Genomic DNA, 20,966 nt, shown 5'->3' on the forward strand with positions numbered 1-20,966 from the left:
CAATGATACAACATAAGCTATCCATTCCAAATCTGAAAAAAGAGGATGAGCGAAAAATCAGTGAGGCTCTGCATGATGTCTGGGGTGTACGCAATGTAAAAATTAACACCCAGACGAATGAAGCGATTATTTCCTATGACGAAGATGCAGGTTCATTACAGGACTTTCAACAGGCTGTGATCGATATGGGCTATGAAGCAAATACGAATGAAGAAGAAATTTAACAGGAGGTGTGCATAGTGCCCCGTATTTGTGAGGTATGCGGTCGTGTGGATGATGTGAACCATGAGGAGTTTCCATATGAAATTCTTGATGTCTGCCCTGATTGCTCAGACCATTTAATTCACCCCACTCATGAACATGAGGAATAAAATAAAGGCTTTAGCCATCAATCATTGGCTAAAGCCTTTTGTTTAAAAGTATTTGTTTTACACATCATTACGCAAATAAGCAAACCAGTAAAATGCTCCTACGAATATCGCTCCTCCTACTGCATTTCCCAGGAACACAGCCAGAAAATTCATCAGATAATCAAACCAAGTATAATACCCGGCGAATATGGCGGCAGGAATCACAAACATATTTGCGACCACGTGCTGAAAACCAATCGCTACAAAGGCCATAATCGGAAACCAGATACCCAGGATCTTCCCTGCAACATCTTCAGCTGCATAATTGAGCCATACAGCTAAGCAGACCAGCCAGTTTGCACCAACACCGGATACAAAGGCTTCAAAAAAATTATCTTCAATTTTAGCACCTGCAATATCAACGGTTTTATCCAAAAACGGCCCGGTTTCCGTTAAACCTAAAATATGACCAAAAAAGTATGCTACAAAAATGGATCCGATAAAATTACTAATCGTTATGATCAACCAATTGTTTAACACATGACTGGTCTTAATCTTGCCGGAAAATCTCGCAGTTGCAACGGCCATCATATTTCCTGTTAACAGTTCTCCGCCGGCGATTAAGACAAAAACCAGTCCTACCGGGAAGACTGCTCCACCAATAAATGCAGCCATGGATCCCCAGATTTCCTCAGGGAGATTTCCTGTTATCCTTATATCCAATAAAAATCCAAAAGCAATGAAAGCACCTGCTAAAAACCCTAATGCAAGCATTGTTGATAATGGTAAATGTGCTTTCTTTTCACCATGGTCTCTGGCTAGTTGTGCCGTTTTCTTGGGAGGATGAAAAGACATTTATAACCACCTAATCCTATATTTTTGTTCAATATCCTGGTGATATTTTTCCACTAACAACAATTACTTTATTCACAATCCTAGGAACCATAAGTTGCCTGTCCCTTTTAATTTTTAATGAATTATATTAATGACCGCAAAAAAAGAACATAAAAAGGATAACTTTTTAATCATAACTTGTCCCCTATTCATTCATATCCTGACACCAATGCTGAAAAACTTTACTCCCCTGATAAAAGTCTTCATTATAGTTGTTCTCATGATCAACCGTCCAACACGTGGCAAGTACCGAATGGCAAAATCCCCATTCTATCAAGCGATCTTTATTCAAATTTCCTTCTTCGACTAAAATTTGAATACGTCTATTAATTGTGGTTGATCTATTTTTCTTAGGAAGTTGATTTAGTAAAAATTGTACAAAGTCATACTCTCTTTCCCCAATCAAACCTTTAGGATCAATGGTCGTCCACTCACCTTCCACTCCTGTAGCAAGAATATTATCATGGTGGAAATCTCCATGCAGGAGCCATCTCTGTTCACTTGTAGTGTTCAAATGAGAGTACATGGAGAGAGCATTATTTAGTATTGTTACCGAATAAGGACCTAGACCATTTGGGTTTTTGATAGTTATATTCCGAAGATGATTTTCCATTGTTTCTGTTGTAGGAAAAGATGTTGTATTATGTACAGGATACGTCAAAGTCTCATGCACTTTTGCAGCTATTTGTGTTCTTTTTTCATCATTTGACATATTAGATAAGGGGTGCCCAGGTTCGACTTTTGTTAATAACAGGATCCCTCGTTCTCTATCATAATCAAGAAGCTCAACCATATTCATGGTGTCATATCGTTTCAATGCTCTTAATTCATTTAAAAATTCTTCTCCAGGAATACATATCTTCACCATAATTTGTTCCCCATGTTCACGAATAGCTGGTGCTACATAATTTATCGAAAGGGATAGAGGTTCTTTCATTTGTAAGCCCCATCTCTGCTTACTATAGGCGATTAACTCAGGTAATTGGTTTAACCATTTCCTCCCTTCTTCTTTAAAATGAAATTTTACATTATTCACAAAATCAGTTGGCAGCTGCACTGAATTCCTCCCCTCTATAATTCAAATTGGTTCTTTATGATGCGGGCAACCTCCTCTGGACTTTTATTAGTATTATTTATTCGCATATAATTTTTCCGGGTAATTTCTCCCGGTTTGGAATTTAGTCGATATTGATCCATGGATTTTATCAGTTCATTCTCTGAAAATTGAACATCTCTTTTTGTTGGCTTTTGCTCTAAACGATAAGGAGTTTTGTTACGTAAAACTCTTTCGTCCTTGTCCGCTTCAAGCTCCACAAAATAAACCTCTCCTCCATTCGATTCAAAAATGGAACAAATCTCATCAACAAATTGCCAGTCCTCCTGTTCATTAAAGGCCCACACATATGTGAAGATAAGCCCTTCCAGGTCACTCCTGGCGACTTCACGAAAGATTTCATAGCGAAACATATCATTCAGATGGTTAAACGACTTACTCCCAAATTCAAAGAAATTCAGCACTAAGTCAATCGTCATATGGTTATGAAACAGCTTTAAATCTGATACTTTCGTTAAGGCATGGCCTACTGTCATCTTCCCGACCGCTTGTGGTCCGAAAATTAAAACAAATTTCATCGTCGTTCTCCTTCCCCTCTTTATTTATTTACATCTGCCCTAACCTTCTGAAAAATGGGACAATATTCCTTTATTAAAACACAACGTTTGGTTCTATTTCAAGATACGGTTATTTAGTATCATGACAATAACGACAAAGAACTGTACACATCATCCCAATATAAGGAGGTTTTTTGAGTGCTGGAACAAGTTCGTTTAATTGATTATCAGGTGATTGAGCAAATGGATAATACCAATCAAGTGCCTGAGGGTGTACGTTTTATACGAGCCCCGGAAGTCTGGGAAAAGTCAAGGGGGAGAAATCAGACCATTGCCGTTTTAGATACAGGGTGCGCGGACCATAAGGATTTAAGAAATAACATTACAGGTGGGCGCAACTTTACAAATGACGACAATGGAAATACTGAGATTTATACGGATTATAATGGTCACGGGACACATGTAGCAGGTACAATAGCGGCAACAGAGGATGGAGATGGAATTGCGGGTGTTGCTCCTGAAGCACAATTACTGATTGTAAAAGTTTTAGATGAAAATGGTTCCGGACAGTATGATTGGATCATTCAAGGGATTCAATATGCTGTCGAACAAGAGGTTGATATGATATCCATGTCTTTAGGGGGACCTGAGGATGTTCCGGAGCTCCATGAAGCCATTAAAACGGCCGTGCATGAGCATAACATTCCTGTCGTTTGTGCGGCAGGAAATGAGGGGGATGGCGACCATGAAACCAAGGAATTAGCCTACCCTGGATCCTATAATGAAGTAATCAGTGTAGGTGCAATAGATTTGGAAAGAAACTCCTCTGATTTTTCAAATTCCAATAAACAAGTTGATCTGGTCGCTCCAGGAGAACAAATTACATCTACCTATCTTGATGGGAAATACGCAACGCTAAATGGAACTTCTATGGCTGCTCCCCATATCACAGGTTCCCTGGCGCTTATTAAGAGCATTGAAAATGAAAACTTTGGACGGAATCTAACAGAAGCTGAATTATACGCTCAGCTTATTAAGCGTACAGTTCCATTAGGATTTTCACCAAAAGTTGAGGGGAATGGAGTTATCTTTTTGCCTCTGCTGGATTATATACAGGACGTTTATCGGGAGTTAAATATTCAGCTTAAAAATCCTTCGTCTAATTAAATGAACTGCTTCACCAGGACTCAGTCACCAAATCCAATAAAAGCTATATTCAGCTTAAAAGGGATAAAAAGCGCAATCTTCAGATAATAAATCGCTGACTATTTACATTTGGTCACATCGACCGTAGAACGATTACATCCTCTGTTAGCAAACTTGAACGCCGGCTGCTTTATCCATACAATGGGCAGTGTAAAGGGATTAATACTTGATTTAGAGGAGGAGTGATCGTATGAAAGACTTCTATCCATCCAGAGTAAACCCAGAGCCTTCTATTATGGAAAGGAAGGATCCGGTGCTTTATGGATCTCAATCAGATGGACCTCTAAACAACACAGAACTGGATTTTTACAAACAAAACGGCTACATATTCCTGGAAAAGATGTTCACAGATGATGAAGTAGATGTTCTGCGCAAAGAATTAGATCAGACGATGAATGACCACAAATCTGTTGAGAGACCTGATGTTGTCCGTGAGCAAGGTAGTGATGAAATTCGTTCCATTTTTGACGTACACAAGAATACGGAATTTTTTCAGAAGCTATCTTCACATGAACGTCTGGTCAATATCGCCCGTCAACTGCTTGGAGACGATGTTTACATCAACCAGTCGAGAATTAACTTTAAACCTGGTTTTAAAGGAAAAGAGTTCTACTGGCATTCTGACTTTGAAACCTGGCATGTGGAGGACGGAATGCCGCGTATGCGTGCCGTAAGCTGTTCTATTATTTTAACCGATAACTATGAATATAATGGGCCGCTTATGCTCATTCCTGGTTCACAGAATTATTATGTGCAATGTGCGAGCGGAACACCGGACAGCCACTTTGAGCAGTCCTTAAAGAAACAGGAATTTGGAACACCGGATAATGAGAGTCTGAAATGGCTGGTCGACCAAAGCGGTGGAAGAATTGATCGTGCAACAGGTCCGGCTGGCTCTGTATTATTCTTTGAGAGTAACATTATGCACGGGTCGAGCGGTAATATTTCACCATTCCCGCGCAGCAATGTGTTCTTCGTCTTTAACAGTATCCAGAATAAATTGGAGAAGCCATTCTCGGACCTGACACCAAGACCTGAATTTTTGGCCAACCGGGAAAATATTAAGCCAATTCAGCCGAAACCGTTTGATTTAACAAAGAAACTCATACAATCTTAGTGGAAAGTTTAGGGAAAAGGTTCTTGCCTTTTCCCTTTTCGATTTTATGGTGATATTTTAGAGGATTAACGCTGTGGAATGATGAATACGTTACAATAGATGAGTAAGGAGGAATGAACAATGAAGAATGTAAAAATTATACGTATACCAGTTGCTACGCCAACATTATGGCCAAACACCGAAACAAACTGTTATCTAATCGGGAGTGAACACGAATCATTACTGATAGATGCCGGGTATGATACAGAAGAAACGAAAGATAAAATTGAGCAGGCTGTTGAAAAACATGAAGTTCAGCCTCCTGAGTCGATTTTATTAACCCATTCGCATCCGGACCATGCCCCTGGTGTACGTCAGCTAAGGGATTTATCTCCAACCGTTTATTGTCATCAGGCAGAATATGACCCTATCGCCGATTCAATCTCCCCTGTTAAAGACATTAAAACGTTAAATGACGGTGATATTTTAACGATTAACCAAACAAAAATGGAAGTTATTCATGGCCCCGGTCATACTGCCGGCCAATTAAATTTATACATTCCATCAGAAAAAATGTTATTAGCCGGAGACAATGTTGTATCTGAAGGAACAACCTGGATTGGCCCACCGGATGGAGATATGAGTGACTATTTAAATACCTTACACCGTTTAAAAAAGTTAGATATTGATAAAATCGGTCCGGGGCATGGAGAATGGGTTGTAAATCCAAAAGAAAAGCTGGAATTTATTATTGCCCGTAGATTAAAACGTGAACAGCAAATTAAAGACTTGCTTAATGAATATGAGCAATTGTCTGCAAGTGAGTTAACACAGTATATTTATAAAGATCAGATTCATCCAAGTGTATTTGATGTTGCTAAGCGTACGATTGAGGCTCATTTAAACAAATTAATTAAAGAAGGTCAGGTGAAGCAACAAAATAACAGCTACACAACTTCCATATAATCATTATTCTATTACGTTGTCCGGCATTTTGAGCGGTCCGCCATTGTTGTAATGCTTAAGGGTTCGCAAGGATGTAATCGTAGGTGGAACAAGCTTTAAATTCCCTTTTTCAAAATCTTCAAGGGCCTCTTCAGGTGTCGTCCAGAATGCATGATCAATTTCCTTCCAATCCGGAGAAGGTGTTTGATGATTAGGTAAGTCTGCGATAAAAAAACGGGTATCGAAACGGATTGGGCTCGTTGGTGGGGTTATACGGCGCCCAAAATAGCGTAGAGCTGAACTGTCATATTTAAAATTTTCCTTTTTCAACATCTCCAAAAGGGAAATACGATTGTTCACCAATAATTTTCGATAATCGTCTTTGGAATGTTGCTTAAAAGTCAAGTCATTGTTCTCCGATTTGGCTAACAATACACCAACTTCTTCAAACAGCTCCCTGGCGGCTGCGATATAATGAGCGGACGAAAAGGAATGGTGCTGAAATTCTGGAAAAGATTCATGTTCTTTTGGTTCATCTTCTCTCTCAACCGCTCCTCCCGGAAAGACGTAGTACCCACCAAGAAACTTCATCGTTTCCGGTCGTTTTGTAAGATAAACCTTTCCCTTATTCATAAGAATGACCGTTGAAGCAGGTCTTGGATTTGAACTCAATTGGTTTCTCTCCTTTATCCGGCATTAAAAATATGCTTTTATATACATATTCAACACAAAAACTCTTATCCCTTTTCACTGGTTCCAAGTCAAATGTTGGGGTGAGCACTTCGCTCACTCCTAATTTATGCGACCCGAACTTTTATATTTTTGTACTGATGATGTAATAACACCTTTAATCTAAAGCGACTAAACCGTCTAAAACCAAATGCATTTCGTTTAATGACTTTGGTTTGATTATTAATGCCTTCTACGAAGCCATTATGTAGATTATACGCAAAACTGTTCATAATCTCTTTCTGCCAGTTATGAAAGGTTTCAATCGCTTTTTCAAATTCCTTCATCCCTGAAGTCCTGACCAGATCATAAAATTGGTATAAGTGCTCTTTAATATCTTTTAACCCATGCGGGGCCAATTGCTTCGCTGTTTCAAACCATAAGCGATAAGCTTCCTTTAGTTGATAAGCTCTGTTTAACTCACTTGATTTTTCCCTGTAGTAATTTAAATACCATAACTGCTTGTCCGTTAAGTTTTCATAATGCTTATAAAACACGTGGCGCATTCGTTTGCACTTCTTACGATCGTAATCATCAAACTCATTTTGTACCTTCCTTCGCACTCTTTCTAGAGCCCAATAGATATACCGGCAAAAGTGAAATCGATCAGCTACTACAACCGGTCGTCCCAGGGCTTGATCAACAGCTGCTTTGAAGGAATGACTCATGTCCATGACCACAACCTCTACGTTATCTCCATGTTCCCGTAAATAAGCCATTAGCGTCTCTTTTTTGCGGTCTTTCAAGATCTCTAATGGTTTTCTTTCAACCGGATCGGCAATAATCGTTTGATACTTTTCGCCACCTGCATCCCCCTTATATTCATCTATCGCAATAACCTCAGGTAACTTCTTTGTTTCGCTTAACATCGAAGCACTAACCTGATCAAAACGGCGCATAACCGTTGTAGGAGAGGTGTCGAAGCGTTCCGCTACATCCTTAAAGTTCTTACCATTGATTAACTCAATACCTATCGCCTGGTTAAACTCTAGGGACTGCCTTTGATAACGCTCCACAATCGAATTATCTTCATAAAATCGTTTACCGCAGTTTTCATTTTCACAAGCATACCGACGTTTCCGGTAAAATAAGGCTGTTCGTCTACCAAAGATTTGATTATGTTTAATCTTTTGTATACGATAATCATGAACTCGATCCGTTACCTCTTTACAAGAAGGACATAAGTGGGGTACACGCTCCAGTTCCACATGAAGTTGGTAATATCCATCTTTCTCGAATGATTTGGTAATGATAAACCCTTCTAATCCTGGTAAAGAAATGTTAGAATTCAATTGCACGCATCTCCTTTTTGTGGTTGTTTGTTTATTGGTCTAAACAAAGTCTAACAAAATTAGGAGATTGCGTGTTTTTATTTGTCTGAATTTTTTCTGTACCCCAACATATATTTTAGAGCCTTTTCACTAAAAAAGACTCTCCATCTTGATCATTCTGGAGAGTCTTTTTGTTTCTAATTTTAAGCCATTACCTTGCAAATATCATTGGTGAACTCAACAGGGTCCTGAATAGGTAACCCTTCGATGAGTAATGCCTGGTTGTATAAGAGATTGGTGTAAAGGTGTAATGTTTCTTCATCATTGTTAGCAAATGCTGTTTGTAAGGAGCGGAACACGTCATGGTTGGCGTTAATCTCGAGAATTTTGTCCGCTTTAATGTTCTGATTATCCGGCATTTGACTGATGACTTTTTCCATTTCAATGGAAATTTCTCCATCCGCGGTCAGACATACAGGATGTGATTTCAATCGCTTCGAAACTTTCACATCTTTTACTTTTCCAGATAGAACTTCCTTCATTTTGTCAAAGAGTTCCTTATTTTCCTTCTCCTCATTTTCGGTTTCCTCTTTAGATTCTTCATCTTCTATGCCTAAATCACCACTGGAGACAGATCTGAATTCTTTGTCGTTATACATGTTTATCATTTTAATCGCGAATTCATCTACTTCTTCGGTGAAATATAAAATTTCATATCCTTTGTCAAGCACAAGCTCCGTTTGCGGCAGTTTTTCAATGCGGTCAATGGAATCTCCTGTTGCATAATAAATGTACTTCTGGTCTTCCGGCATTCTGGAAATATACTCATCCAGACTGACTGGCTTTTTCTCCTTTGAAGAGTAGAACAACAGCAAGTCCTGTAGTGTTTCTTTGTCTTGTCCAAAATTATTATAAACACCGAATTTAAGCTGTCTGCCAAAGGTTTCAAAGAATTTTTCATAGTTTTCCCGGTCATTCTTCAGCATTTTCTTCAATTCATTTTTAATCTTTTTGTTTAGATTTTTCTGGATGAGTCTGACCTGGCGATCCTGCTGCAGCATTTCACGGGAGATATTCAGTGACAGATCTTCAGAGTCAACCAGGCCTTTCACAAAACTGAAGTAATCCGGCAATAAATCAGCACATTTATGCATAATGAGGACACCATTTGAATAAAGCTCAAGTCCTTTTTCATAGTCCTGTGTATAATAATCAAACGGTATACTTTCTGGGATATAGAGAATAGAGTCAAAACGAATGGTTCCGTCTACCTGAATGTGCATATGTTTAAGTGGTTTGTCGAAACCATACCGTTTTTCATTATAAAAATTCTCATAGTCTTCTTTGGCTAATTCGTTTTTGTTCTTTTTCCAAATAGGGACCATACTATTAACCACTTGTTCTTCTGTAACCTTCTCCAGCTCTTCCTCATTGTCTTCTTTAGGGCGCTCTTCAGTTATATCCATTTTAATTGGATAACGGATGAAATCAGAGTATTTTTTTATAATGTCCTGAAGACGATGTTGTTCGAGAAACTCATCGTACGTTTCATCTTCTGTATTTTCCTTAATGTTTAGCACGATGACAGTTCCAGGACCTTCTTTCGTATATTCTTCAATCGTGTAACCTTCTGTCCCTTCAGATTGCCATTTCCAGGCTTTGTCACTCTCGAGAGACTTGGTATACACAGTTACAACGTCTGCAACCATAAACGCAGCATAGAATCCTACACCAAACTGACCGATGATATCATGGCCATCTTCAATCTCAGTTTCATTCTTAAAGTTAAGGGTGCCACTTTCAGCAATGGTTCCCAAATTATTTTCCAGTTCTTCTTTGGTCATTCCGATTCCCGTGTCTCTAATCGTCAATGTACGCTGGTCCTTATCAGCTTCCACTTTGATGTAGTATTGATCTTTCTCAAAGGTCAAGGAATCATCCGAAAGGGCTCTGTAATAGATTTTATCAATCGCATCGCTGGCGTTTGAAATTAACTCACGTAAAAAGACTTCCTTTTTAGAGTAAATCGAGTTAATCATCATTTCCAGCAGGCGCTTGGATTCAGCCTGAAATTCTCGTTTTTCCATGATTATCTCTCCCTTCTTCTATCATCAATCTTATTAATTTGTTTATTATTCCTTTAGCACTCACTGACTTAAAATGCTAACAATAATTAAATATCATAAATAGAAATGGCTGTCAATCATCCCTTAATCTGAAAGCATTTCATTATTGATGAGATAATGATAGATAAATTAATAAATGGCTGTAAAAACCATTTAACCTGTGTTTATAAATGGTATTGTTCTTCAACGACTCTATATTAAAAGGAAAAAGCACACCAAAACGCTTAGCGACTTGGTATGCTTTTTCACTAACAATTCTATTGAGCCTGTTTAAGTTAAATCACTTGGATTTTTCCTGGATTAGATTCGGTTACTTCCCCGATAATTGCTGATTGAACATCCTTTTTCTCAAGCTTGGACTGTATTTCTTTTGCATCCTTTTCCGGAACAGCTATTAACAGTCCTCCAGAAGTTATGGCATCACAAAGTATAATCTGATCAATTTCACTAATGGAAGAATCATATTCCACTCGATCACTTAACCATTTGTGATTTTTCTTAGAGCCACCTGGCACGACATCCTGTTTAGCTAACTCACGGGTTTTAGGTAAAACAGGAATTTGATCCATCTTTAAGGTTATTCCTGTCTGACTACCTTCAGCCATTTCGCTGGTATGTCCTAATAAACCGAAGCCGGTTACATCTGTACAGGCATGCACCTCATAGTCCTCCATAATTTCTGCCGCTTCTTTGTTTAAAGTAGCCATTACATTCATCACTTGATCAACATCATCTGTACCAAGCAGATCTCTTTTGATTGCTGTGGTTAAGATTCCTACACCAATTGGCTTTGTCAGGATAATTTGATCACCCGGCTTTGCTCCTACGTTAGTACGTATTTTATCCGGATGGACAGTACCAGTTACGGAAAGGCCGAACTTCGGCTCCTGATCATCGATCGAATGTCCTCCGACCAGTGCTGCGCCAGCTTCTCTGACTTTATCTGAAGAACCGGCCAAAATATCAGCTAAAATACTTTTATCTAATGTATTAACCGGAAAACCTACAATATTCATGGCCGTAATTGGTTTTCCGCCCATAGCATATACATCACTAAGAGCATTTGCTGCAGCGATCTGTCCAAACATATATGGATCATCCACAATAGGTGTAAAGTAATCAAGAGTCTGAACAAGGGCTGTATCATCATTTATTTTATATACCCCTGCGTCATCAGCTGTATCTAATCCTACCAGTAAATTCGGATTGGGCTCGTTTTCAGGTAAATGCCGCAGAACCTGCGACAGGTCTTCTGGACCAATTTTACATCCTCAGCCACCTTTAGTTGTCATTGAAGTTAGTTTAAAAATTTCTTCATCTGACATCTATATCCCTCCATTCTTATGAAGGTAGTCAACTTTTATTATACAAAAGCACACCTTCTTTAGTAAATCAGGTGCATCCAAAACGGTACTTACTAATTGTAACACATTAAAATGAAACCTTTGGGAATTCTATACCATGGAGGTGGTAAACATGCCAGGTCCGTATTTATGTCCCAATTGCAAAACGAATAAGTCCCGTTTCAATCTTATTGAACAGGTTGCAACTCCGATGAAGCTGGACCCGCAAACTGGTGATGTTCTTGAGGAGTTCAGCAATGAAAATACAGGGGTTATGCATGTCTCTTATAATGGCCCGGACTATAAGGTACAATGTGGTGTGTGCGGTTTGATTGAAGATGAACAAACGTTTATTAAACATGCGGAATATGATCAAAAAAATTCATAGGCCTTTTCTTAATTGCATAAAAAAACAAGCCCGTTTCAGGCTTGTTTTTTTATGCTAACTATTGAAGTTCCGTTGCCAGATCAGCACTACTGCTTAGTCCTGCTGCTTCAAAGACTGGCGCTAATTTTTCGGTATAAACAGCAATTTTATCCTCTGCTTCCTTAAAATCATTATTTCCGGACTCAATGGCAGATTTATAGGCTTCAAAAGCGGCTTTTACATCTTTTACTGCTGACTTAAATGTATCAACTGTTTGATCTGTAAGTTGATCAGCTTCAACCAGCTCGTAGGAGTCTAATTTACTGATGGCTTCATCAGCTGCTGTAATTGCGTCTTCTTTTAGTGTCTCAGCATCTATGTCTTCACTGTCCAGGGCTGAAATATAGTCATTTACCGCTGTATACTCAGCACGGATTGTGTTGGCAATCCCAACATGATTTTTCAGTAGTGCTCCAGTGTCATCTGCATTCTCTGTTGACTCAGAGTCTTCAGCAGCTTTTGTTTCCCCGGAGGCATTTGTATCTTCTGTTGATGAATCCTCCCCATTACTGCCGCATGCTGTCGCAACAGATAAGACTAGTACAAAAATAAGTAGCATAAATAGTTTTTTCATATAGTTCTCCCCCTTTTTATATTCCATTTAGAAGTTTACGATTTAAAATTGTAAAAGTAAACAACTTGGTGAAATGTTTTACTAGGTGCAAAATTCGAAATAATATATTTACTTACTACGGTGTATAAATATAAAGTGAAACTTCTATCAGTGAGGGGGTTACGGCGATAAATAAGGAACTGACCTGCACGAATCCAGGCTAGTTCCTTACAAACATCCTTATATATTCGACAAAATTCAAACAAACGTTTGATTGAATTCGACTAATCACCCTAAATACCGATGATATACACTTTTTGCTTCGTTTATATCCTTCGTACCATGAATTAACACTCGCCCATCCTTAAAAATAACCATTCGGTGCTGATCAATCAAAACGGATAATAGAAAAGGATTCTGGGTTTGGATTTCCCCCTGTTCCCCCAGGATATTTGATAAATCATCCAGGTTGCGATCACCCGGACTGGAAGGTCGAATTTGAACAGTATCCCGTCCGCACAAAACAGCCGTTTTTGTCTGATTTTCATAGGAAAGGTTCGGATAGGTTTGCTTTTTACCACAGGAGAGACAATCATCCTTTTTTAATTTATCTACCTTGATTGCTGTATGCTGATTATGCCATAGGTCAAAGGAGACCAGCTTCTTCCTTAATGACTCATAATCTTCCACCAGTATTTTTAAAGCTTCCGTAACCTGATAGGAAACAACCATATGCACAGCCGAGCTTATAATCCCTACAGTGTCACATGTCATCCCACCCATGGGGACATTTTCAAGCAAACAGTGGAGACAAGGGGTTTCTCCTGGCAATATGGTATAAGTAATCCCATAGCTCCCCACGCAGGCTCCGTATATCCACGGAATTTGTGCTTTTTGAGAAATATCATTAATCATCAGTCGTATATCAAAATTATCCGTGGCATCCATAATCAGATGGATATCCTGTTCGACTAACTGCTCTAATTCTTCTGGAGAAGCATCCATGATATGCGCTTCTATATCAACATCCGAATTAATTTTACTCAATCGTCTTTTAGCTGCAACAGCTTTAGGCAATCGATCTTCAGCATCACTCTCGTCATAAAGCTGCTGCCTCTGTAAATTACTCCATTCCACATAATCCCGGTCAACAATGGTCAGTTTTCCTACACCTGCACGTACTAATGCTTCGGCGCTGGCGGTACCAAGGGCTCCAGCACCAATGACAAGAACATGCTTTTGTCGTATTTTTTCTTGACCGTCTTTTCCGATTGGTGCAAATATTTCATGTCGTGAATATCTTTCTGTCACCCAATACTCATCCCTTCTGTTGGACTGCTTGCTGTTGCATAACGTTTCCTGGGGATTCGTCCTGCTTCATATCCCAAACGGCCCGCTTCTATTGCAAGCTTCATCGCCCTGGCCATTTTCACAGGATGTTCAGCTCCTGAAACGGCTGTATTTAGCAGAACCCCATCAGCACCTAACTCCATAGCCATAGCTGCATCTTTAGGACTTCCAATCCCTGCATCGACAATGACAGGCACATTTGCTTTTTCAATGATAAAGCTTAAATTCAAAGGATTGATAATTCCCTGGCCAGAACCTATTGGAGATGCTCCAGGCATAATGGCATGACAGCCCAGTTCTTCCAACCGGCTGGCTAACATGACATCATCCGAGGTGTAAGGCAGGACGATAAATCCTTCATTCAGGAGCTCTTCAGATGCTTTTAATGTTTCAACGGGGTCCGGTAACAGAGTCTTTTCATCCCCAATCACTTCTACCTTAATCATATCACACAATCCGCTTGCTTTGGCCAATTTCGCAGTACGTACAGCCTCGTCTGCTGTTTTTGCCCCCGCTGTATTTGGCAGAAGACTGTACTTTTCCACATCAATTTTTTCCAGAAAGTTCGGCTGATCAGGCTTAAAGATATTCATTCTTCTGACTGAAAATGTAAGGATCTCTGTTTCCGACACATTTACGGCTTCTTTTTGGGTTTCAAAATCGGGATATTTACCCGTTCCTAATAGCAATCTCGATGAAAATTCATAAGGACCAATTTTTAGCATATTAACCACCTCCGACAAAGTGTACGAGTTCCAGTTTATCCCCATCAGACAAGGACTGACTCTGATTTTCTTTTTCCAGAATTTTTCCGTTCAGTTCTACAACAACTACCTTGTCATCAAGCTTAAGATAACTTAACAGGCTTGAAACTGAATCAATCTCAGACGGAATTTCCATATAATCACCATTGATAAGTAATTGCATAGTTAAGCCCTCCTTACTTAACCTGCTGAAATAATCTGTCAATTCGAAATGGCTCCACATCCGTAATCGTTTTCTTTCTCTCAATTAAATCTGTGATAATCATTCCTGTAATAGGAGAAAGTAAAATGCCATTTCGGAAATGTCCATTGGCAATGAATAAATGTGACCACTCAGGATGCTCTCCTAAATATGGGAGTCCATCCAATGATTGAGGGCGTGTACCTGCCCATGCTTTCTTCCATTCTGTTTCTTTAATGGAAGGTAAAATGAATTTTGCTTCTTCCATTAATTGAGCAATCCCTTCTACAGATACCGACCTGCTGAATGAATGTGGTTTTACAGTAGCACCAATGATCAGCCGGCCACCTGTTTTCGGAACGATATAACAGGAAGAACTGAAAATCGTATGTGTAAGCAGTGGTTTATGCGTAATAACAGAAAAGCTTTCGCCTTTAACTGGATAGCCTTTTAAATCCAATCCTGACTCCTGGATGAGCTGTGTCGTCCAGGCCCCGGCTGTAACAACTACCGAATGACTGTAAAAGTTTCCTTCATTGGTTGAAACTCCTATAACCCGATTTCCTTCTCTCAGGAAGCCCTTAACTTCACAATATTCTTTTAAATCTGTCCCTAAAGCAGCAGCGGATTTAAGCAATCCCATCGTGAAATCAGGAGCAGATACCTGTCCATCTCCTTCAATGTACATGGCTCCTTTCAAACTACTTGATAGCAGCGGTTCCTTATTTATGACTTCTTCAGGTGTAAGCCAATCAACCTGTTCACCTAATTGCTGTTGAGTTTCAATGATTTTCAGAAATTTTTCTCTCTCTTCATTTGTAAAAGCCATTTTCAGCATCCCATTTTTCCGAAAACCGATATCAATTCCGGCTAAATCTTTAATTTCCTCAGCCAATTCAGGAAATTGTTTACGACTTTCCCGTGCCAATTGAAACATGGGACTATCAGAGTCAAGTTCAACTTGAGCTCCAATCATTCCGGCTGCTGCTGAGGAGGCTTTCCCTCCCAATTGATCTTTTTCCAAAACTAAAGTCCTGTACCCCTTTTTCGACAGTTGAAAAGCTGTGGATCCTCCCATCACTCCTCCACCAATCACAATGGCATCATATTTCTTCACCATATCCCCCCTGTTCTATTCATTACTTGAAACATCTGTTTAGCTGCCTGATATGGATCTGCAGCCTCAAAAAACCCCGACATAACGGCAATACCTCTGGCACCTGCCAGTTTAATATCCTGGAGATTTTCCACATTCACTCCCCCTATGGCTATAACCGGAATTTGAACAAGTCTGCAGACCTCCCTTAGCTGGTCCAGTCCTTTAGGTGGCAGGCCCGGCTTTGATTTTGTCGGAAACACATGACCATAGAAAAGGTAATCGGCTCCCTCCTGTTCCGCTGTTAATGCTTCGTCCGGTGAATGACAGGAATATCCCGCCCTTAAGCCGGGAAACTGTTTTTTTACAGGTCGAATCGGAAGTGAGTGATGGGCAAGGTGCACACCATTTACTTTGCACGCTGAGGCCACATCCGCACGGTCGTTGATGATGATTTTAGATAAAGGAACCTCTTTATCTGCTAATTTCTCCACAATATGATAGATTTCAATTGCTGACCTGGACTTTTCACGAATATGTATCGCATCTACAAATGGATGAATCGTTGCTGCGATGGCTGTAAGTTTTTCAATAGACTGTTTTCCAGTTGAAATCGCATGTATTTCATTTCGTGTACCCATCACTCTATCCCCATCCTGGTTACCATATTTTATGATTTTCCTTATAGATTAGAAGACACACTTGCCTGTAGTGGCCATTGCTCCTGATTGTAAGCCATTTCCCAAAACGAATATTCATAAGCACTGCTGATCACAAAATGCTGTTTCATTCGTTCACGTTCTTCCTTTGTGCATTGGTCAGCAATGGTATTCAGACGATCAATTTGTTCATCCACTAATCCCTTAAACCATTCACCGCCATACGCCTCAATCCATTTCTGATAAACTGGCTCGTCAGGGGTATGATCTTTTAGCTTTTCTCCCACTTCATAGTAAAGCCAGTAGCATGGAAGAATGACAGCAATCACATCGCCCAGGTGCCCACTATAGGCAGCTCGATAAAGATGGGATGTATAGGCGTAAGCGGTTGGGGAAGGAATAAATTGCTTCTGGTCCTCTTCTGTAATATTTAATAATTCACTGAATGTACGATGCAATTCCATCTCAGCTTCATAAGTTCCACTGGCATGATTGGCCATACGATTCGTGGTAAATAAATCAGCGGCCTTCGCGGCTCCCAGTGATTGAACCTTGGCAAAGTGCGATAGATAATACGAATCCTGCATGACATAATAACGAAACCTTTCCAGAGGCAGACTTCCATCCCCAATTCCTTTTACGAATGCATGTTCAAAGCTTGCCTCCCAATAACGATCTGCTTCCTGTCTTAACTCCTCGGAAAACTTCATACAAAAACTCTCCTCTCCAATAAATTTTTTAACCAATAAAAAACCACTTCCCTTACCTCGCGTAAAGAAAGTGGTTGTTGTATACACTTATGGATATATACAGCACTCCACTTTCCTACGCCAGTATAAACTGGATCAGGTTCCAAGGGTCTTAAAGTCCGGACTTTAATCTCAGCCTTTTGAAGGCTCCCCTAGTGGTCCGTAAAACTATTCATTTTGTATTATCGTAACCATGGTTTACCAAATTGTCAACATCATTTAAAAAATTACAGACTAAAATGCTCCAGACTTTGGTCAACAATATCCTGATTAATCCCAATATAACGAAGGGTAATCTCAGGAGAGGAATGATTAAAAATATCCTGCAGCAAGGCAACATTCCTGTTCATGGTGTAATGCCAAAAACCAAACGTTTTACGCAGGCTGTGGGTTCCAAAATTTTGGATCCCCACTGTTTTCGCTGCTTGATTTAATACTTTATAGGCCTGAACCCGTTGCAGAGGTAAGTCGGTTTTATGGGAAGGAAAGAGATAGTCGTCATCTTCCTTGTCACGTATATAATCAGCAATAATGCCCCGCAATTCAGCATTTAATAAAAAACGCTTATTTTTTCTCGTTTTCGTTTCTTTAAGCGTAATATGAGTTTGGTTTCTGACGTCCTTCACCTGAAGTGGCAACAGGTCACTGATACGCAGTCCGGTATTGATTCCCATAACGAATAAAAAGTAGTTTCGCTCTGAAGTTTTTCTTAACTCCTGTTTCATTTCTTCAATTAACAGCCGGTCCCGAATAGGCTCCACTGTCTGCATTCCCTTACTTATGATGGCATGGAAATCAGATTTAATATTTTCTTTTCTTTTAGGATTCCGTTTTTTGGATTGATTTAATTTTTCAATCTTTCTATTTAATTCATATTCGCCGTACTTGTTGACTAAATACATATATTCTCCATCTGTTAAATAAACGTGTTCTGCATAAGGTTTTTTATTCACATTCTCACCCCCATTTTATGTAAGCTCTCTGTGGAAATGAATCGAAATCTGACGACCTGTTCCCCATCTCATTTTGCGAGAATGGCCTTTAAGTTGCTGCCATAGTTTTACAAATATAATGTTTTTTTCCCATTATAGAATCTTTGATTACCAATAAATTCATGAACGAATCTCTTCAATATGTATTATACCATATAATACTATTTTATGGTCAACCTGTTAAATAGTTATTATATAAAGCTTTCATTGGGTTTTCATAATGAAACATAATAAAGAATTTGTTTCTTTACATTTTCTTCAATCCATAAAGTGAAACTTCCATCAGTGGGGGTTTTCTCCATCCCCCACTGATGGTTAGTTGAACTTATCTGAACTTATCAGGAATTTACTGGCCGTTTATCCCCACGTCTTGTTGGGTTACCCTCTAGACCTGAAGTGGGGGGATTACAGCCAGTTAATGCGTGATAAAATAAAGGACTTAACATATTTTAGGGATATGTTAAGTCCTTTGCTATTCTTTACTAGCGAAAAATTCTTATGGAAGATATTTTATAATAAAAAACAAAACTAATGATGATCGTTAATAGTGCCGTTCCACCTATGATGTATGCTCCGTCCCAATAATGAGAACGACCCGTTAATACCCAGACCTTATAGGGAATATAAATAAACGCCGATATGATCAAAACAACCCAAAACAGTGAGAGAGCTTTATGTTTCACCGCTTTTAAAACAGTATCATCCTCGGCAAAAGTAATCATTGACAATCTCTTCAAAGCGAACAATAACACAAAAATTGCTGCTAGAAGGAATAATATGTCCATATGAATCCTCCTTGAAGTTTTATTTATCACAGATCATCAATAACCCAATAGATTTCATTGTTCTTTTTTCTAGTTGGTTTAAAACCTGCCTTTTCTAACACTCGCAAAGAAGGATGGTTCTGATCTGAACAGCTAGCTGTAATTTTCTTAACTTTTGGCTGTTGAAAACCCCACTGAACAATTGCCATTGCCATTTCGGTTGCATAGCCATTCCCTTGATAACTTGGAAGAATGCTATAGCCTAAATCCATCTCTCCATTTTCATCTGGTCCACCCTTAAATCCCATATCTCCAATAATGACATGGTCTTCGGTATGAAGAAGAATACCTTCCCACTCATTTTCTTCTGGATACTGGCTAAATCGATCAATTTTATAAGGGAGTAATGTTTTATAAACCTCCATTGGATACTCTGAAGGAACATGAAAATTTGTGAGCTTTTCTAATTCACGATTGCTGACTAATGAGGCTTTCATCATTTCAACGGTAAACGTAACTAAGGTAAGTCTATCCGTTTTTATATAGGGCATATTTTTACACACCTTCTCTATTTGAGTTTGTTATATCACCAATTTTCAGGTCTGTATTCGTTCCCTGATGAAAATAAAGCTGCCATCTGCCATTAATTTGTTTCCAAATAGAACTTCTTAAAGTATTTCGTTTCCTGGTATTATCCCTAATATAATAAATGGATAATACTGCACCGGCAGCCAGTGGATAGATTTCATAGTTATGTATCGTCATTTCTGTTAGAGCAACACCACTCTCAAGACATTCTTTTTTACCAAAAATCCTGCCTGAACTGCCGATTTCAAAAAAATCATCCGAAAGTATTCGGTCTAATTGGTCCCTGTTTTTTCGGACTTCCAAATTTATATGTTTTTCTTCTAACGCTTTCAGTTGCTGTTTGAGATCTTTATTCATTGAGTTATCCATTTTATTATGCACCTCGATTAACACTAATCACCAGATGAAAAGAAGCTCATTTTAATCTGAGATTTTGTCTTTTCTTCTGCTTTTACCTCTTCTAAGCTTTTTGGCTGTTTATTCCTGGGTGGTCTTTTGTGTCCTTTATATTTTCTCCAGGAGATAAATACATAAAGTAAATCCCCCCTTTTTCTGAGTGAAGTAATTTTTGCAATGTATGAACACATTTATGGTTTAAACTACGCCAGTATCTTTGCCATATAATATTCATCAAAAAGTTGTCCATCAATATAAAGTGAATCCTGCTTCGTTCCTTCTCTTATAAATCCCATTTTTTCATATAACGCAATGGCTGAATAATTTTTACTTACGACAGTTAATTCCAGCCGGTGAAGTTTATTTTCAACCGCCCACTTCTCCAGTTCTTCAAGTAATTGAGTACCTAATCCCTTTCCCTGATGTATGGATAACATGCCTATTACCAAATGGACAGAATGCTGATTTCTGGGTGAACTGCCTCCTATAGCCATGGCATAACCTGCTAATGAACTGTTTAATTCTGCTACTAAAACTGTAGAATTGTCAGTTTTTAATATACGATCAATCATTTCCTTCTGCTTTTTCAGATTTGGCTTTCTTTCCCCAGCTCCATACAGCATATAAGGAGATTCTGCCTCCACTTCTCTGATTAAATTCATCAATGGTTCTGCGTCATTATAACGAATAGTTCTGATATGCATATTTCCATCTCCTATCTGTTAATCATCTAAATCATGATCGGTGTCTTCATGCCTTCTTCCTGTTTTTCCAGGAGCTGACTAATCTGGAACCGTCAATACCATTACGTACGGCTGCTGATACAACTGCATATAGGATAAACAAAGATAGAATATAAATAGCTATTCCCAGCAT

At 39.0% G+C, this 20,966-nt stretch carries 26 protein-coding genes and 1 riboswitch; of the genes, 6 read left to right on the top strand and 20 right to left on the bottom strand.

Annotation, left to right across the window (positions count from 1 at the left end; genetic code table 11):
* Positions 1 to 2 precede the first annotated feature (2 nt).
* On the top strand, positions 3 to 224 hold the full coding sequence (locus ACZ5OK_RS09120) for a heavy-metal-associated domain-containing protein (protein WP_343841461.1): 222 nt from the start codon (positions 3 to 5) through the stop codon (positions 222 to 224).
* Between the two features lie 15 nt (positions 225 to 239).
* Positions 240 to 371, top strand: a complete 132-nt coding sequence (locus ACZ5OK_RS09125) for a hypothetical protein (RefSeq protein WP_255453292.1) — start codon at positions 240 to 242, stop codon at positions 369 to 371.
* Positions 372 to 428: 57 nt separating this feature from the next.
* Here the strand turns inward: ACZ5OK_RS09125 and ACZ5OK_RS09130 are convergent, their stop codons facing one another.
* The 3 genes from ACZ5OK_RS09130 to ACZ5OK_RS09140 form a co-directional block, all read right to left on the bottom strand.
* Entirely contained in the window at positions 429 to 1,205 is a 777-nt protein-coding gene (locus tag ACZ5OK_RS09130; RefSeq protein ID WP_343841467.1) for a formate/nitrite transporter family protein, read from the bottom strand.
* Positions 1,206 to 1,389: 184 nt separating this feature from the next.
* The gene (locus tag ACZ5OK_RS09135) at positions 1,390 to 2,280 is read right to left on the bottom strand and encodes an aminoglycoside phosphotransferase family protein (RefSeq protein ID WP_343841470.1); all 891 of its coding nucleotides are present in this window, start codon (positions 2,278 to 2,280) and stop codon (positions 1,390 to 1,392) included.
* A 35-nt stretch (positions 2,281 to 2,315) separates the two neighbouring features.
* Complete coding sequence (locus ACZ5OK_RS09140) at positions 2,316 to 2,876, bottom strand: DEAD/DEAH box helicase family protein (protein WP_343841473.1); 561 nt, start codon at positions 2,874 to 2,876, stop codon at positions 2,316 to 2,318.
* A 177-nt stretch (positions 2,877 to 3,053) separates the two neighbouring features.
* On the opposite strand from ACZ5OK_RS09140, the gene ACZ5OK_RS09145 reads away from it, so the two are divergent.
* From ACZ5OK_RS09145 to ACZ5OK_RS09155, 3 genes are all read left to right on the top strand, one after another.
* Positions 3,054 to 4,022 carry a S8 family peptidase gene (locus ACZ5OK_RS09145; protein ID WP_343841476.1) on the top strand — a complete coding sequence of 323 codons (969 nt, stop codon included), beginning with the start codon at positions 3,054 to 3,056 and terminating at the stop codon, positions 4,020 to 4,022.
* Positions 4,023 to 4,251: 229 nt separating this feature from the next.
* Positions 4,252 to 5,178: an ectoine hydroxylase gene (gene thpD, locus ACZ5OK_RS09150; RefSeq protein WP_343841478.1), complete on the top strand. Its 927-nt coding sequence runs from the start codon at positions 4,252 to 4,254 to the stop codon at positions 5,176 to 5,178.
* 120 nt (positions 5,179 to 5,298) lie between these two features.
* Positions 5,299 to 6,123, top strand: a complete 825-nt coding sequence (locus ACZ5OK_RS09155) for an MBL fold metallo-hydrolase (RefSeq protein WP_343841479.1) — start codon at positions 5,299 to 5,301, stop codon at positions 6,121 to 6,123.
* 3 nt (positions 6,124 to 6,126) lie between these two features.
* On the opposite strand, the gene ACZ5OK_RS09160 is transcribed toward ACZ5OK_RS09155, so the two are convergent.
* The 4 genes from ACZ5OK_RS09160 to selD form a co-directional block, all read right to left on the bottom strand.
* On the bottom strand, positions 6,127 to 6,774 hold the full coding sequence (locus ACZ5OK_RS09160; RefSeq protein ID WP_343841483.1) for an NUDIX hydrolase: 648 nt from the start codon (positions 6,772 to 6,774) through the stop codon (positions 6,127 to 6,129).
* A 125-nt stretch (positions 6,775 to 6,899) separates the two neighbouring features.
* The gene (locus ACZ5OK_RS09165; RefSeq protein ID WP_464758207.1) at positions 6,900 to 8,129 is read right to left on the bottom strand and encodes an ISL3 family transposase; all 1,230 of its coding nucleotides are present in this window, start codon (positions 8,127 to 8,129) and stop codon (positions 6,900 to 6,902) included.
* Between the two features lie 176 nt (positions 8,130 to 8,305).
* Entirely contained in the window at positions 8,306 to 10,189 is a 1,884-nt protein-coding gene (gene htpG, locus ACZ5OK_RS09170) for a molecular chaperone HtpG (protein ID WP_343836157.1), read from the bottom strand.
* Between the two features lie 314 nt (positions 10,190 to 10,503).
* The gene (gene selD / locus ACZ5OK_RS09175) at positions 10,504 to 11,553 is read right to left on the bottom strand and encodes a selenide, water dikinase SelD (protein WP_343836160.1); all 1,050 of its coding nucleotides are present in this window, start codon (positions 11,551 to 11,553) and stop codon (positions 10,504 to 10,506) included.
* 151 nt (positions 11,554 to 11,704) lie between these two features.
* Here selD and ACZ5OK_RS09180 point away from each other — a divergent pair, with 151 nt between their 5' ends.
* The gene (locus tag ACZ5OK_RS09180) at positions 11,705 to 11,959 is read left to right on the top strand and encodes a DNA alkylation repair protein (protein WP_343836163.1); all 255 of its coding nucleotides are present in this window, start codon (positions 11,705 to 11,707) and stop codon (positions 11,957 to 11,959) included.
* 58 nt (positions 11,960 to 12,017) lie between these two features.
* On the opposite strand, the gene ACZ5OK_RS09185 is transcribed toward ACZ5OK_RS09180, so the two are convergent.
* The 13 genes from ACZ5OK_RS09185 to ACZ5OK_RS09245 all read right to left on the bottom strand — a co-directional run bounded on the left by ACZ5OK_RS09185 (position 12,018) and on the right by ACZ5OK_RS09245 (position 20,966).
* Positions 12,018 to 12,572, bottom strand: coding sequence for a hypothetical protein (locus ACZ5OK_RS09185; RefSeq protein WP_343836165.1), 555 nt, complete (start codon positions 12,570 to 12,572; stop codon positions 12,018 to 12,020).
* A gap of 267 nt (positions 12,573 to 12,839) precedes the next feature.
* A complete protein-coding gene (locus ACZ5OK_RS09190; protein WP_343836167.1) occupies positions 12,840 to 13,862 on the bottom strand; it encodes a thiazole biosynthesis adenylyltransferase ThiF in 1,023 nt (340 codons plus the stop codon).
* Positions 13,859 to 14,626: a thiazole synthase gene (locus ACZ5OK_RS09195; RefSeq protein WP_343836169.1), complete on the bottom strand. Its 768-nt coding sequence runs from the start codon at positions 14,624 to 14,626 to the stop codon at positions 13,859 to 13,861. The genes ACZ5OK_RS09190 and ACZ5OK_RS09195 overlap by 4 nt, the downstream gene beginning before the upstream one ends.
* A 1-nt stretch (position 14,627) precedes the next feature.
* Positions 14,628 to 14,828, bottom strand: coding sequence for a sulfur carrier protein ThiS (thiS, locus tag ACZ5OK_RS09200; protein WP_343836172.1), 201 nt, complete (start codon positions 14,826 to 14,828; stop codon positions 14,628 to 14,630).
* A gap of 13 nt (positions 14,829 to 14,841) precedes the next feature.
* Positions 14,842 to 15,966 carry a glycine oxidase ThiO gene (gene thiO, locus ACZ5OK_RS09205; protein WP_343836175.1) on the bottom strand — a complete coding sequence of 375 codons (1,125 nt, stop codon included), beginning with the start codon at positions 15,964 to 15,966 and terminating at the stop codon, positions 14,842 to 14,844.
* Positions 15,960 to 16,583, bottom strand: coding sequence for a thiazole tautomerase TenI (gene tenI, locus ACZ5OK_RS09210; RefSeq protein ID WP_343836177.1), 624 nt, complete (start codon positions 16,581 to 16,583; stop codon positions 15,960 to 15,962). Before tenI ends, thiO begins: the two co-directional genes overlap by 7 nt.
* A gap of 41 nt (positions 16,584 to 16,624) precedes the next feature.
* Entirely contained in the window at positions 16,625 to 17,311 is a 687-nt protein-coding gene (gene tenA / locus ACZ5OK_RS09215; protein ID WP_343836179.1) for a thiaminase II, read from the bottom strand.
* A gap of 95 nt (positions 17,312 to 17,406) precedes the next feature.
* Positions 17,407 to 17,514: riboswitch (TPP riboswitch) on the bottom strand.
* 63 nt (positions 17,515 to 17,577) lie between these two features.
* A complete protein-coding gene (locus ACZ5OK_RS09220; protein WP_343837704.1) occupies positions 17,578 to 18,120 on the bottom strand; it encodes a site-specific integrase in 543 nt (180 codons plus the stop codon).
* Positions 18,121 to 18,824: 704 nt separating this feature from the next.
* Complete coding sequence (locus ACZ5OK_RS09225) at positions 18,825 to 19,127, bottom strand: hypothetical protein (RefSeq protein WP_343836181.1); 303 nt, start codon at positions 19,125 to 19,127, stop codon at positions 18,825 to 18,827.
* A 26-nt stretch (positions 19,128 to 19,153) separates the two neighbouring features.
* Positions 19,154 to 19,657, bottom strand: a complete 504-nt coding sequence (locus ACZ5OK_RS09230) for a GNAT family N-acetyltransferase (protein WP_343836183.1) — start codon at positions 19,655 to 19,657, stop codon at positions 19,154 to 19,156.
* A 4-nt stretch (positions 19,658 to 19,661) separates the two neighbouring features.
* Complete coding sequence (locus ACZ5OK_RS09235) at positions 19,662 to 20,063, bottom strand: nuclear transport factor 2 family protein (protein WP_343836185.1); 402 nt, start codon at positions 20,061 to 20,063, stop codon at positions 19,662 to 19,664.
* A gap of 230 nt (positions 20,064 to 20,293) precedes the next feature.
* A complete protein-coding gene (locus tag ACZ5OK_RS09240) occupies positions 20,294 to 20,794 on the bottom strand; it encodes a GNAT family N-acetyltransferase (protein ID WP_343836186.1) in 501 nt (166 codons plus the stop codon).
* 46 nt (positions 20,795 to 20,840) lie between these two features.
* Positions 20,841 to 20,966: a hypothetical protein gene (locus tag ACZ5OK_RS09245; RefSeq protein ID WP_343836188.1), complete on the bottom strand. Its 126-nt coding sequence runs from the start codon at positions 20,964 to 20,966 to the stop codon at positions 20,841 to 20,843.

The organism is Salinibacillus aidingensis, from assembly GCF_055393355.1.

Excerpts from the sequence above, each read along its gene's own strand:
- ACZ5OK_RS09245 (WP_343836188.1), bottom strand. The coding sequence starts at position 20,966 with ATGCTGGGAATAGCTATTTATATTCTATCTTTGTTTATCCTATATGCA.
- thiS (WP_343836172.1), bottom strand. The coding sequence starts at position 14,828 with ATGCAATTACTTATCAATGGTGATTATATGGAAATTCCGTCTGAGATT.
- ACZ5OK_RS09240 (WP_343836186.1), bottom strand. The coding sequence starts at position 20,794 with ATGCATATCAGAACTATTCGTTATAATGACGCAGAACCATTGATGAAT.
- ACZ5OK_RS09195 (WP_343836169.1), bottom strand. The coding sequence starts at position 14,626 with ATGCTAAAAATTGGTCCTTATGAATTTTCATCGAGATTGCTATTAGGA.
- ACZ5OK_RS09120 (WP_343841461.1), top strand. The coding sequence starts at position 3 with ATGATACAACATAAGCTATCCATTCCAAATCTGAAAAAAGAGGATGAG.
- ACZ5OK_RS09155 (WP_343841479.1), top strand. The coding sequence starts at position 5,299 with ATGAAGAATGTAAAAATTATACGTATACCAGTTGCTACGCCAACATTA.
- thpD (WP_343841478.1), top strand. The coding sequence starts at position 4,252 with ATGAAAGACTTCTATCCATCCAGAGTAAACCCAGAGCCTTCTATTATG.
- ACZ5OK_RS09130 (WP_343841467.1), bottom strand. The coding sequence starts at position 1,205 with ATGTCTTTTCATCCTCCCAAGAAAACGGCACAACTAGCCAGAGACCAT.
- thiO (WP_343836175.1), bottom strand. The coding sequence starts at position 15,966 with ATGGTGAAGAAATATGATGCCATTGTGATTGGTGGAGGAGTGATGGGA.
- htpG (WP_343836157.1), bottom strand. The coding sequence starts at position 10,189 with ATGGAAAAACGAGAATTTCAGGCTGAATCCAAGCGCCTGCTGGAAATG.
- ACZ5OK_RS09185 (WP_343836165.1), bottom strand. The coding sequence starts at position 12,572 with ATGAAAAAACTATTTATGCTACTTATTTTTGTACTAGTCTTATCTGTT.
- ACZ5OK_RS09235 (WP_343836185.1), bottom strand. The coding sequence starts at position 20,063 with ATGGATAACTCAATGAATAAAGATCTCAAACAGCAACTGAAAGCGTTA.
- tenA (WP_343836179.1), bottom strand. The coding sequence starts at position 17,311 with ATGAAGTTTTCCGAGGAGTTAAGACAGGAAGCAGATCGTTATTGGGAG.
- ACZ5OK_RS09140 (WP_343841473.1), bottom strand. The coding sequence starts at position 2,876 with ATGAAATTTGTTTTAATTTTCGGACCACAAGCGGTCGGGAAGATGACA.
- ACZ5OK_RS09225 (WP_343836181.1), bottom strand. The coding sequence starts at position 19,127 with ATGGACATATTATTCCTTCTAGCAGCAATTTTTGTGTTATTGTTCGCT.
- ACZ5OK_RS09230 (WP_343836183.1), bottom strand. The coding sequence starts at position 19,657 with ATGCCCTATATAAAAACGGATAGACTTACCTTAGTTACGTTTACCGTT.
- tenI (WP_343836177.1), bottom strand. The coding sequence starts at position 16,583 with ATGGGTACACGAAATGAAATACATGCGATTTCAACTGGAAAACAGTCT.
- ACZ5OK_RS09220 (WP_343837704.1), bottom strand. The coding sequence starts at position 18,120 with ATGCAGACAGTGGAGCCTATTCGGGACCGGCTGTTAATTGAAGAAATG.
- ACZ5OK_RS09180 (WP_343836163.1), top strand. The coding sequence starts at position 11,705 with ATGCCAGGTCCGTATTTATGTCCCAATTGCAAAACGAATAAGTCCCGT.